Origin of the sequence: Pseudoduganella chitinolytica (assembly GCF_029028125.1) — a bacterium.
GTDB lineage: Bacteria > Pseudomonadota > Gammaproteobacteria > Burkholderiales > Burkholderiaceae_D > Rugamonas > Rugamonas chitinolytica.
On record NZ_CP119083.1, the window covers coordinates 1,309,378 to 1,321,930 of the forward strand.

A 12,553-nucleotide genomic window follows, 5' to 3' on the forward strand; every position below is an offset into this window, starting at 1 on the left:
AAACAACGGTATCGTTGCCAATGCGGCCTGACCAATTTAGAATGGCCTGACCGCATGCTTGCCATCCAGGCACCCATCCGGCATCGACCATCTTCGACCGAGGCCCACACCCGGCAAGCTCGAACTGGCAAGGGACACGCGAGGTGTCCCCTGGCGACCGCCTCCGGCGGCGCTTCCGACATCACAATAACCAGATCGGAGACACCCTTGAACACCAAGCATCTCGCAGGCGTGCTGGCGCTCCTCGCCGCCACCGCCACCTCCGCTGCCCACGCCGCCCCCATCGCCTTGCAGGATGCCGTCATCACGGCCACCTACAACGGCAGCGCCGCCGGCATGCTGGGCCTGGACCGGCAGTTCGCCGCCGAACCGGGCTCCAACACGACCCGGCTCGATCCCACCGGCAGTGGCGTCGAGTTCCTGACCGGCGACTACCTGTTCGGCATCGATTTTTCCCCCAGCGGCATGCTGACGGTGATCGCCAACGGCGCCATTCCCACAGGCGCTTACGCCATGCGCTTCGACTTCGGCACCAGCCTCGCCGCCGCCATCGGCTCGGTGACGTTCACGGGTGCCAGCGGCGCCACCGGCATTCCCGTCGCGGCGCTGATCGACAGTCACACCATCGAACTCGATCTCGGCGCCGTCGCTTGGAGCGAATTCGGGTCGGTGACGGCGCAGCTGGGCACCGCCGCCGCGGTCCCGGAGCCGGCGACGTCCGCACTGCTGCTGACGGGACTGGCGGGCCTGTTGCTGGTCCGGCGCCGCGCTGCCCGCTAGCGTCCTGGCGCGGCCTTCGCCGCGCTCGATAAACCACAGGAGAATCACATGCGACACCCATTCAAGGCGGCGCTGGGCGCTGCCGTGCTGCTGTACGCCACCACCCATGCCGCGGCGGCGGTCGACGCCGCGCGCCAGCCCGCCCCGCTGGACGGCTGGGCCAGCCAGGCCGGCGGCACGCTGGGCGGCTCGGCCGCTCCAGGCAGCCAGGTCTACACCGTGGCCAACCGCGCCCAGTTGCTGGCCGCGCTGTACAACGGCGGCACCAACCCGAAGATCATCAAGTTGACGGGCATCGTGGATATGAGCGAAGGGCAGCCGTTCACCAGCAGCGCCGACCAGGCCGCGCGCGGTGCCGTTCGGCTCAAGAGCAATACGACGCTGATCGGCGCTGGCGGCAACGCCGGCATCGTCAACGGCCACATCATCGTGTCGAACGCGTCCCAGGTCATCATCCGCAACCTGAAGCTCGTCAATGCCTGCGACGTGGGACCCGTGTGGGACCCGGCCGACGGCGCCACCGGCAACTGGAACGCGGCGTTCGACGCCATCGGCGTCTCCGGTGCCGATCACGTCTGGATCGACCACGTCAGCTTCACCGACGCGCCGCTGACGGACGACTTCCTGCCCGTCGAGAACGGCCACGTGCGCCAATGCCACGACGGCGCGCTGGACATCACGAACGGCTCCGACTACGTGACGGTCTCCTACAACCTGTTCGAGCAGCACAACAAGAACAACCTGGTTGGCGGCAGCGACAGCGCCACGGGAGACGAAGGGCGCCTGCGCATCACCTTCAGCAACAACGTCTTCCGCGACGTGGCCAGCCGGGCGCCACGCGTGCGCTTCGGCCAGGTCCACCTGTTCAACAACTACTTCACCGGATCGAAAACGCATCCGGTCTACCCGGTCAGCTACAGCGTCGGCGTGGGCAACGCCGCCAAGATCCTCGCCAACAACAACATCTTCGAGATCGCCGGCGCCCTCGCTTGCCCGGACGTGGTGAAGGACTTTGCCGGCGCCGTGCCGGGCGCCTTCCGCGACACGGGCTCTCTGCTGAACGGTGCGGCGCTGGGGGCGTGCGCCGTCTCGTCCAATGTGACCTGGACCCCGCCGTATCCGTACAGCGTGCGTCCGGCCGCCCTGGTCAAGGCCAACGCGCTGGCGCAGGCGGGCGGCGGCAAGCTGGCCACCACGGTGACGGGCACCGGCAGCACGACGATCGACACGGGTCCCGTGACCGCCTGCCCGGCGTCCGGCCTGTACTTCTGCGACGACTTCCAGGCCGGTACGGCCGCCCGCTGGGACCTGCTGCCGGTGCCGGGACCGAACGGCAGCTTCCGGGTGCAGGACGAGGTGGCCGGCAGCGCCAACAAGGTGCTGCAGTACACGGCCGCCTCCACCGGCGGCGTGCTGGCGCTGATCAAGCCGGCCGCGCTGGCGGCCGTGCCAGCGGGCGACTACTACGTGGAGGCGCGCATCCGGCCGCTGACCAACGGCACGACGGGCAACAAGCAGCTATACCTCGTCACCCGCTACACGGACCCCGCCAACTGGTACGGCGCGGGCCTGAACGTGCAGAACAGCACCGCCAATACCCAGGTCGAGATCGCGAAGATGCTGGCCGGATCGCTGAGCCGCCCACGCCAGGTCAAGAAGCCGATCGCCATGGACGGGCCGTTCTACACGGTGCGCTTCGAACTGGTGGGCAGCACCCTGACGGTCTACCTGGATGGCGAGAACCTGGGGTCGATCGTGGACAGTGCCTTCGCGGCGCGCGGCGTGGTGGGCCTGTACACGGCCAACAAATCGTTCCAGATCGACGACGTGCGCATCGGCGACCCGGCGCAGAGACCGGCCCAGCTGGCGCTCGATCCAGCCGTCACCACTTACGCCGCGGAAGCCGGCGATGCGCCGTACCGGCTTGCCGTCAACGCGGTCGCGCCGGACGGCCGCGCGGACAGCTGCACGGCGGTGTCCAGCAACCCCGCCGTGGCCAGTGTCACGCTGGACGGCAATACGGCGACGATCACGCCGCTGGCGGCAGGCTCGGCGGACATCGTGTTCCGCTCTGGCGCCGATCCGGCGTTGACGCGGACGATCGCGGCCACCATCGCGCCGCGCTTCGTGCAGCCGACGCAGACGTACGCGCTGCAATCCGCGACGGCGCCGGCGCCGCTGGCCGCCGCGGAACCGGTGGACGTGGCACTCAAGCTGACGTTCGACGCGCCGCCCACGCTGGGCAGCGGCGGCTCCGTGCGCATCTACCGCAAGGCGGACGATGTGCTGGTGGACGTCGTCCGCACCGGTGCCGAGAGCGACGTGCTGGGCTATCCCGGCCAGGAGCAGGTGCGCAAGGTGAATACGGTGCCGATCCGGATCGACGGGAACACAGCGACGATCCGGTTGCACGGCGGCAGGCTGGCCTACGGCACCGACTACTACGTGGCGATCGCGGACGGCGTGTTCGCCAACGCGCGGCTGGGCGGCGTGCCGTTCGTCGGCATCGGCAAGGCGGCCGGCTGGACGTTCGCCACCAAGGCGGCCGCGCCGGCGGGCGACGTGCTGACGGTGGATGACGACGGCACGGCCGACTTCCGTACCGTGCAGGGAGCGCTGAACCACGCCATGCAGCACCTGGCGAAGGCGGCGCCCGTGACCATCGATGTACGCAATGGCACCTACGAGGAGCTGCTGTACCTGCGCGGCAAGGACAACGTCGGCATCGTGGGCGAGAGCCGCGACGGCGTCGAGATCCGCTACACCAACAACGAGACGCTGAACCCGGGCACCGGTGCCAGCCAGGTCGCCAACGCGAACGGCACGAACGGCGGGCGCGCGCTGATGCTTGTGGAGGCGGCCGACATGCTGCGCCTGCAAAACCTCACGCTGCGCAATACGACCCTGCGTTCGCCCGCCATCTCGGGCCAGGCCGAAACGCTGTACTTCAACAGCGACGGCGGCCGCCTCGTCGCGCAGGATGCGGCGTTCCACAGCGAGCAGGACACCCTGAACCTGAAGGGCTGGTCATGGTTCCACCGCACGCTGGTGGCCGGCAACGTGGACTTCATCTGGGGCAGCCCCCGCGCCGCGCTGTTCGAGGACAGCGAGATCCGCTCGGTGGGCGACAGCGCCAATGCCGCCAATGGCGGCTACGTGCTGCAGGCGCGGGTACCGGCCGCCACCGACAAGGGCTTCGTGTTCCTCGACAGCCGCCTGACGCACGGTCCGGGTCCCGGCCCGCTGCATGGCGACGTGCCGGCCGGCGCGACCTGGCTGGCGCGCAGTCCCGGCGGCACGGCAAGCTGGGACAACATCGCCTTCATCAACTGTCGCATGGGTCGCCACGTGGCGGCGGCGGGATGGGCCGGACCGGGCGTCAATGGCCAGCCGGCACCCAATCCTGCGGTGCCGAATGCAGTGTCGGGCTGGCGCGAGTACGGCACGACGGACCTGGAGGGCAACCCGATCGACCTGGCCGCGCGCGTGGGCGGCTTCCAGCTCGATGCGCAGGACGTCGCCGCCGGCTTCGGCACGCGCGCGCAGGTGTTTGCGGGGTATGGCGGAGGGGCCGGCTGGGCGCCGCAGCCTTGATCCGGCGCGCCGGCAGGTGTGCTTGATATGGCAGGGCGCAGGGGCATACTGCCGGCTCCTTGCCACCCATGTCCGCCATGTCACGGAAGCCGTCCGCCGAATCCTCCTCGAGCGCCAGCACGCCCCGGCGCAGCGATGCGGTGCAGAATCGCGACCGCCTGCTGGACGCGGCCGAAGCCGTATTCCTGCAAGAAGGCGTACAGGCGCCGCTGGACGCCGTGGCGCAGCGGGCCGGTGTCGGCCGTGCCACGCTGTTCCGGCATTTCGCCGACCGGCATGCACTCATTGCAGGCCTGCTGGAGCGCACCCTTGCCACCATCGAGGGTGAGGCGGCCAGGGGTGCCGGCGACCCTTACGCGCTGGCCCGCCTGCTGCGCTTCCTGGCGCAGCACCTGCTGGCGCGGGCGCCGTTGACGGAATACTGGCAGGCCTGCGACCATGACAGTGCCGAATTCCAGGCGGCGCTGGCCCGCTTCGTCGCGGCGTTCGAGGGACCGGTCGCCGCCGCCGTGGCCGCCGGCACGTGCCGGGCCGACTTCCAGGCGGCAGATGTGGTGCTGCTGGCATCCCTGCTGGGAGGGGCGCTGTATGCGCGGGCCCCCGGGCAGCGCAGCCAGCTGGCCGCGCGGGCCTGGCAGCTCATGGTCCAGGCGGCGCAGTTGCGCGAACCGGCCGCGCCGTAGTCCCGTCAGTGGACCGGGGCCGTGGCCGCCGGTGCCAACGTGGCCGTGCGGGTGCGGCACTCCGCCAGCACGCGTGCCTGCACGGCGACGAGCGCCACGTAGCCCACCAGCTCCGCCAGTTCCTCGAAGCGTTGCCCCGGCAGCGTCACCAGGCAGGCGTGCACGTGTTCTTCCGCGCAGCTCGAGCCCAGCGCCGCCGCCAGCACGACCAACAAGGCCATCCAGGGAAAACGGCCACGCGCCAGCACGGCGTACAGCTGGCGATCGAGCCGGCAGCGCCAGGCCGACCAGGCCGACCACGCCAGCAGGGCCGCCAGCAGCGGCGTCACGAAGGGGCGGTACCACAGGTGGTGCGACGTGAAGACGGGGCCGGCCGCCGTCATGCGGTCGGGGGCGAACAGCACGGCCCCCCAGCTCATCTCGCGCCCGATCAGCAGGACCCACAGTGGCATCACGCTGCGCGCCAGCAGGGCCGCCGGCGCGGGACGGTCGCGCAGCCATGACGCCACGGCCCACGCCCAGCCGATAGAGAGCACGAGGACATCGCCTTCCTCGACGATGCCGTTCTCCCACACCCATGCAGGCGGGATCGCCTGCGACAGCGGGTAGCAGCAAAGCAGGGCACACAGCAGAACCCATGGGGTCATGCGGTCGTAGAGGGAGGGATTGGCGCGCATGGAGTCATCCTGGCCGATGCCGGCATAAATTGATACCCAGCGTATCAGTTTGCGCGCGAGTGCGGCCACACCGGACGCGGACGGCGTCGCCAGCATCCGATGTACCCGAACTACATCAGTGACGTCACCTGTCAAGTATACCGTACCAAAACTACATCATCAGCGGGAACACGGTTGACTGGCCTGCGCTGATCGCAAACAATCGCATCAACTGACGGAAAGCTTCGGCAAACAGAAGCACAGTCAGATAAGTAGTTCGACTACATCAGCATTGTAGTCGGATCTGCCGGCCACCGTGGCCATCACAACCGGAGACAACCACCATGAAACAACGTATCCTCGCCGCCGCCCTGGCGGCCGCGACGCTTGGCGCCGCATCGCACGCCAACGCCGCCACCCCCACCCAGCAGGCCGGCGCCAGCAAGGCCATCCTGCTGCAGGGCTTCCACTGGCATTCCGCCAACAGTACCAGCCCGAACTGGTACAACAAACTGCGCGGCAACGCCACCGACCTGGCGGCGCTGGGCATCACGCACGTCTGGTTCCCTCCGCCCTCCGATTCGGCGGCGCGTGAAGGTTACCTGCCGCGCCGGCTCGACGTGCTCGATTCGAACTACGGCAGTTCTTCCGACCTGTACGAGGTCGTACGGGCGTTCAAGGAGCAGGGCATTCAGTCATTGGCCGACATCGTCGTCAACCACCGCGTGGGCACCAAGGGCTGGGCCGATTTCACCAATCCGACGTGGAGCACGCACACGGTCGTCAATGGCGACGAATGCAATTGCGGCTTGGGTAGTGGCGACACGGGGACGGGCTTCTCGGCCGGGCGCGACCTCGATCACACCAACGTGGGCGAGACCCAGAACGGCATCAAGCACTGGCTGAACTACACGGTCAAGCCGGTGGGCTTCACGGGCCTGCGCTTCGACTACGTGCGCGGCTTTGGCGCCGGCTACGCGGGCCAGTATGCGAACGCCTTCGCGCCGGACTTCTGCGTGGGTGAAGTCTGGCCCGATTTCGACCTGAACAACCTGAACGCCAACCGCCAGATGATCATGGACTGGATCAACGGTACCGGCAACGCGTGCGGCGCGTTCGACTTCACCACCAAGGGCATCCTGAACGACGCCCTCGCCAACGGCAATTACTGGCGCCTGAAGGCCACCGACGGCAAGCCGCAGGGAACCATCGGCTGGTGGCCCGCGATGTCGGTGACGTTCGTCGACAACCACGACACGGGACCGGCGGAAAGCTGCGGCACCGGCCAGAACCTGTGGGCCGCACCGTGCGGCAGCGTGATGCAGGGCTACGCCTACATCCTGACCCATCCGGGCATCCCCACGGTGTTCTACCCGCACGTGTACGACTGGGGCCTGAAGACCCAGATCGGCGCGCTGATCAACGCGCGCAAGGCAGCCGGAGTGACCTCCACGTCGGCCGTCGCGATCCAGCAGGCCACGCAGGGGCTGTACGCGGCCATCGTCACGGGCGGCACGCGCCAGCTGGCCATGAAGATCGGCCCGAACAGCTGGAGCCCGGGCACCGGCTGGACGCTGCAGGCCTCCGGGACCAACTACGCGGTCTGGATCAAGTAGGCGTCAAGTACGGCCTCAGCCCTCGCCGCGTGCCAGGCGCACACCGAGGGCGGCGGCGGCCAGCGCGGCGCCCAGCACCAGCACCGTATTGCTGCCCTGGTGCCCGCGCCGCTGGCCGCTGCGAATGCCGCTGGGACCCTCTGGCGGCGCGTACATCGTGCCGGTCGTCGGCCGCGCCGGCGCCGCTTTCCTCGACCAATGGTCCATGAAACGGTTCATCAGCGAGGCGGCGACGGGATTGGCCAGTTCGCCCAGCCGCAGCGCGCTTTCCGGCGCACCCAGCACCGTGGTATCGCGCGGGCGGCGCGCCAGCTTGACGACGGCGTCCGCCACCTTCTCCGGCGTCAGCGCGCCGGGCGGGAACGTCAGCCTTGCCCCCGTGTAGTTGCCGGCGTGGTAGATCGCCGGGGTGTCGACAAAGGTGGGGTAGACGTCGCACACGTGGATATCCGGCCAGTCGCGCAGCTCGCCGCGCAGCGCCGCGCTGAAGCCGCGCAGGCCGAACTTGCTGGCGGCATAGGCGGCCGCATAGGGCGACGTGATGAAGCCGCCCAGCGAAATCATGTTGACCCAGATGCCGTGGCCCTGTTGCTGGAAGATGGGCAGCACCGCGTGGGCGTCGTTCATATGGCTGACCAGATTGGCCTCGATCACGCGGTGATGGTCGGCGATGGGCACGTCGAGGTATTTGCCGACGACGCCGATGCCCACGTCGCTGAACCACAGGTCGATGCCTCCCAGCGCTTCCCGGGCGCCAGCTGCGAAGCGCGCCACGGCGGCGGCATCGGTAACGTCGACAATGCCGATCTGCGCTTGTCCACCGGCCGCGCGGCACTGCGCGGCGATGTCTTCCAGGCCTTCGCGGCCGCGGGCGCCCAGCACGAGGCGGCAGCCCTGGCGGGCAAAGGCGATGGCGGTGGCGGCGCCGATGCCGCTGGAGGCGCCGGTGATGACGATGCGATTTCCATGTTTCAAGTATTTTGCCATGCTGTTCCCTTGTTCACGTTGGTCGAAGCAGCCGGCTGGCTGCGCTCGGGGATATGGTGCCCGCATTGTCGGATTGGCGGTCGCACGGCTGACGCCTTGCGCGGCCCGGGCGCCAGTCGTCGCAAAACAACGGGCGCCGAATTTCTGATTCTGCCGCTCACGGAACCCGCGCATACTGGGATCTGCCGGTTGAACAAGATCCGCAGCGTGGCGGCCCGGGTGGCTTGCACGATCTGGAAAGGCCTGCTGGACAGGAATATGCGGCGGGGCGCACCGGTACGAACCTTGCCATGGAGGCGTCATGGGCGCAGTCGGGAACGCGGCTTGGCGCGAGCTGAGCTACGAGGCACAGGACGGACTGTCGATCACCGGGCTCGCCGCCTATCTGTCGGTGTGCTCGCGCCAGCTGGCGCACACGTTGCACAAGCGCGCAAAGCTGTATCTCTGGATCGGCTGCGCCATCGCGTCGATGGGGCTGGTTTTTTTCTATTTCGGGCTCGGCAAGCAGGTGGCCGATGTCCGCCAGTGGCGCGACCTCGGTGTCCAGGATATCGTGGTACTGATCCGTAACCTGGGCGTGGCGGTCTTCATCGAATACGTGGCGGTGTTTTTCCTGATGCAGTATCGCCACACGATGAACGACTTTCGCTACTTCCAGCGCATCCAGCGCCGCCGCGAAGAGCTGCTGCTGGCGATCAAGATCACCGGCGCGAAGGACGTGACGGAGGCCATGCGTGAACTGGTCAAGAAGGACACCGTATTCTCCAGCGCGCCGGATGCCGAAGCTGCACCCAACAACTGGGCCAAGGTCGAAAAACAGGAGATCGAATTCGTCCACAAGATGTTCGAGACTTACATGAAGTGGGAGAGCGAGAAGCGCAAGGCGGATGAGGGGGCGAAGGAAGACACTGCCGCCGGCGCCAGGGCCGGAGCTGCCGACAGCGCGCAAACGAGGGCGCCGGGATAGCGGTCGCGCAAGTGCGGCCCCGGCGTTGGCGCCGTATAATCCGGTACAACGCCATCAACGGCGGCACCGTTGCCGTCCCCATCGCCTTCAAATGACAGCCCAGCCCTCGCTCACCATCGCCCGCATCCTCCACGCCGGCTACGTCTTCGACTGCGCCGGCACCCGCGTCGCCTTCGACACCATCTTCGAGAACCCGTTCAGCCGCAACTGCCACGCGTTTCCCGACGTGCGCTTCGACGTGGCGGCGATCCGCGCCCAGCGCTTCGATGCAGTCTTCATTTCCCATTTCCACGACGACCACTGCTCGCTCGACAGCCTGGACCTGCTGGACCGCGCCACGCCGCTGTATATCTACTGCGGGTTCGACGAGCTGTTCGGCATGGTGAAAAAGCTGGGGTTCACGCAGGTGACGCCGCTGCGGCTGGACGAGGCCGTGCAGGTCGGGCCCTTCCGCGTGACGCCGCGCGAGGCGATGGATGCGGAAGTCGATTCCATGTTCCAGGTGCAGACGGCCGGGCTGAATGTGTTGAATGTCGTCGATTCGTGGATCGACGACGGCACGCTGGCGCACCTTGTAGAGCAAGGTCCGTGGGACATGGTGCTGTGGCCGTTCCAGACGATGCGTGAGATCGAGGTGCTCGCGCCGACGAGGGCCGCGGCCGCGCCGCCAGCGCTGCCAGAGCACTGGATCGGACAATTGCAGGCGCTGGCGCCGCGCTACGTCGTGCCCAGTTCCTGCCAGTTCCGCCTGGAGCCCTGGTCCTGGTACAACCGTGCATTCTTCCCCATTTCGTATGCGCTGTTCGCACGCGAAGTGACGGCAGCACTGCCGGATACGCAGGTGGTGCGTCTCGATCCAGGCGTCGCGGTGCGGCTCGATGGCACGGCGCTGCAGCCGGCGGGACGGCTCGACTGGGTCATCCCGGTCGGCCCGCAGGACGTCGATTACGTCTACGAAGGCAACGCCGCGCCACCGCCGACCGCCGCCATCGCGCGCGAATTCCCTGCGCTGACAGCGCTGCAGCATGCCCGCGTCATGCACTTCTGCCTGACCGAACTGCCGGCACGCTACGCCGAGACCGAAGCCGCGTGCGACTACTTCGACGTGCCGCGCGTGTGGCAACTGACGCTGTACGACACAGCCGGCACGCCCACGCAGTTGCGCTACCGGCTGGCGCCCGGCGCGCCGGCCACGCTCGACGAGACGGCGGCGCCGGTGGGCTGGCGCACCGAGGTGCCGGCGGCCAAGCTGTATGCGGCGCTGGAGGAAGGGGAAGCGTTGACGTCGATGTACCTGCGCGTCAACGACATGGTGTTCGAAGCGGACACGGAGCGGGCGCTGGCGGACGCCGACGTGGTGGATGACCCGCTGATCCGCTGCGTGTTCGGCGAGACGTTTGGCGCCTACCAGGCCGCGCAGTTGCGCCGGCTGATGGCGGGACGCTGATCACCGGGCGCGTTATTTGCCCAGCAGGCGCAGCGACTCTTCCCAGTCGTCGCGCCACGCGCGCAGGAAGTCGTGCGTGTTGAACGCCTTCTTCAATGGCCCCAGCGGCGCGCGGTAGACGTCATGCAGGCCCAGGGCCAACGTCACCGGATTCCACACGGCGTTGCGCTTGGACTTGCGGGCACTGGCTTTGACGCGCGCGCCGTCGTCGCCGAAGATGCCGATCGCGTCGTCCAGCGCCTGCGACAGGTCGAGCCGCACGATGCGGCCGAAGGCTGCCAGCACCTCATCCTTGCCGATGCCGAACGGCGATTCGGCGACCGGCTTTGCTGCCGGCGCGGGCGGCTGAAGCAGCCGCTTGGCCAGTGCCGCCAGGTCCTTCTTCTGGAAGCGCAGTTCGTCCAGCCGGCGCAGGAAGCCCGGTGCCGGCGGGCGCGCCACGATGCCGTAGGCGTCCTTGGTCAGCGTGATCGACACGTTCGGACTGCCGGCGGCAAGGCGGGCGACGTCGCCTTCGAAGAAGATCGGCGCCGCATAACCGCCGTTGGCGTCGCCGAACAGCTCCGGCAGCGCCGCGTCGTAGTCGAGCCACACGTAGGGTGTCACGCCGTGTTCCAGCAGCGTGGCCAGTGTCCAGGGCGTGCCGGTTTGTTGCGCCAGCCAGGCGCAGGCTTCTTCGGTCGTGGCCCGGAAGGGCAGGTCGGGGATGCTCATCGGATATCGGCAGGACGTTGCGGGAGGAGCGCCATTGTAGTGCAGCAGCCGTCCGCCGGCGACGCTGGGCGCGATCGCGGCGATAATATCGGCTCATCGTGACAAGGAACGACCATGCAAGAGTTGATAGCGCAATTGATCCGCCTGTACCTGCCGGCCGGCCAGGCCCCCGCCGAACTGGCAGCGCAACTGGAAGGGCAGGCCACGCCTGCGTTCGCCCTTGGGCACGCCGGGACGGTGCGCGCGATCGTGCTGCCATTCGACGCCCGGCCCGATATGGACGGGGCGGCACAATGGGAACGGCTGTGCGAGGTGGCGAACCTGCTGCAGGCCGAGCAGGGGTTGCCGGCACCGGCCGTCAGCATCAACGGCGCCACCGGCTACCGGCTGTGGCTGTCGTTTGCCGACGCGATGCCGGTGGCGCTGGCGCAGCAGCTGCACGACCTGCTGCGGTCGGCGTACTGTCCCGCTGTGCCGCAGTCCGACGTGCTGGCGCCAGTGCCGCTGCCGCCATGCCTGAACCGCGCCAGCGGCCGCTGGGCGGCGTTCATCCATCCCGGCATGGGCGCGTCGTTCGCGGACGAGCCGGGGCTGGAGATGCGGCCGCCGCTTGCCGCCCAGGCCGCGTTCCTGCAGGGGATCGACAGCGCCACGCTCGCGCAGGTGCGCCGGGCGCTCGAGCTCCTGCAGCGTGCGCCGGAGGAAGCGGTAGCGCCACCGGCCATCGCCGCGACGCCAGCGGGCCTGCTGCTGAAGGATGCCACGCTGGAGGACATCGTCCGTCATCTGCATTCGATGCATATCGAGCCGACCTTCCGCCACGTGCTGCCGGGGCTGGGGTCTGTCCCTGCAAGGGACGACTGACCCCGAAGTTCCCCCCCACCCAAGGACCGCCGGCCTCGGCCCCTGGTGGCGTGGGCACCGAACGGCGTTCCACCCCGATTTTTCACGGGAATGAACGCCATTTCACATCGTGGTATTGCGCCGCCGTATCCGAACATTTTCCTCTCTCATTGCGCGAAAAGGCATTTCATATGATGAGATAATGAGGCTAAGTCACTGATAAGTCGAAGAAACCTTGAGAACAACAACTCTTATATAAGACATAG

The 12,553-nt window shown here is 68.1% G+C and carries 10 protein-coding genes; 7 read left to right on the forward strand and 3 right to left on the reverse strand.

Features of this window, described 5'->3' with window-relative positions:
* Positions 1–207: 207 nt before the first annotated feature.
* From PX653_RS05775 to PX653_RS05785, 3 genes are all read left to right on the forward strand, one after another.
* Positions 208–780, forward strand: coding sequence for a PEP-CTERM sorting domain-containing protein (locus tag PX653_RS05775; protein ID WP_277416959.1), 573 nt, complete (start codon positions 208–210; stop codon positions 778–780).
* 48 nt (positions 781–828) lie between these two features.
* On the forward strand, positions 829–4,374 hold the full coding sequence (locus PX653_RS05780) for a pectinesterase family protein (RefSeq protein ID WP_277416960.1): 3,546 nt from the start codon (positions 829–831) through the stop codon (positions 4,372–4,374).
* Between the two features lie 77 nt (positions 4,375–4,451).
* Positions 4,452–5,057 carry a TetR/AcrR family transcriptional regulator gene (locus tag PX653_RS05785; RefSeq protein ID WP_277416961.1) on the forward strand — a complete coding sequence of 202 codons (606 nt, stop codon included), beginning with the start codon at positions 4,452–4,454 and terminating at the stop codon, positions 5,055–5,057.
* 5 nt (positions 5,058–5,062) lie between these two features.
* Here the strand turns inward: PX653_RS05785 and PX653_RS05790 are convergent, their stop codons facing one another.
* The gene (locus PX653_RS05790) at positions 5,063–5,734 is read right to left on the reverse strand and encodes a hypothetical protein (RefSeq protein WP_277416962.1); all 672 of its coding nucleotides are present in this window, start codon (positions 5,732–5,734) and stop codon (positions 5,063–5,065) included.
* Positions 5,735–6,057: 323 nt separating this feature from the next.
* Between PX653_RS05790 and PX653_RS05795 the strand changes: the two genes are divergently transcribed.
* Entirely contained in the window at positions 6,058–7,329 is a 1,272-nt protein-coding gene (locus PX653_RS05795; protein WP_277416963.1) for a glucan 1,4-alpha-maltotetraohydrolase domain-containing protein, read from the forward strand.
* A gap of 15 nt (positions 7,330–7,344) precedes the next feature.
* Here PX653_RS05795 and PX653_RS05800 read toward each other — a convergent pair whose 3' ends face one another.
* Complete coding sequence (locus tag PX653_RS05800; protein WP_277416964.1) at positions 7,345–8,304, reverse strand: SDR family oxidoreductase; 960 nt, start codon at positions 8,302–8,304, stop codon at positions 7,345–7,347.
* A gap of 313 nt (positions 8,305–8,617) precedes the next feature.
* Here PX653_RS05800 and PX653_RS05805 point away from each other — a divergent pair, with 313 nt between their 5' ends.
* Positions 8,618–9,283, forward strand: coding sequence for a hypothetical protein (locus PX653_RS05805; RefSeq protein ID WP_277416965.1), 666 nt, complete (start codon positions 8,618–8,620; stop codon positions 9,281–9,283).
* Positions 9,284–9,374: 91 nt separating this feature from the next.
* The gene (locus PX653_RS05810; RefSeq protein ID WP_277416966.1) at positions 9,375–10,730 is read left to right on the forward strand and encodes an MBL fold metallo-hydrolase; all 1,356 of its coding nucleotides are present in this window, start codon (positions 9,375–9,377) and stop codon (positions 10,728–10,730) included.
* 12 nt (positions 10,731–10,742) lie between these two features.
* On the opposite strand, the gene PX653_RS05815 is transcribed toward PX653_RS05810, so the two are convergent.
* Positions 10,743–11,444 carry a hypothetical protein gene (locus PX653_RS05815; protein ID WP_277416967.1) on the reverse strand — a complete coding sequence of 234 codons (702 nt, stop codon included), beginning with the start codon at positions 11,442–11,444 and terminating at the stop codon, positions 10,743–10,745.
* A 114-nt stretch (positions 11,445–11,558) separates the two neighbouring features.
* Between PX653_RS05815 and PX653_RS05820 the strand changes: the two genes are divergently transcribed.
* Positions 11,559–12,308, forward strand: coding sequence for a hypothetical protein (locus tag PX653_RS05820; RefSeq protein ID WP_277416968.1), 750 nt, complete (start codon positions 11,559–11,561; stop codon positions 12,306–12,308).
* The last annotated feature ends 245 nt before the right edge of the window (positions 12,309–12,553 follow it).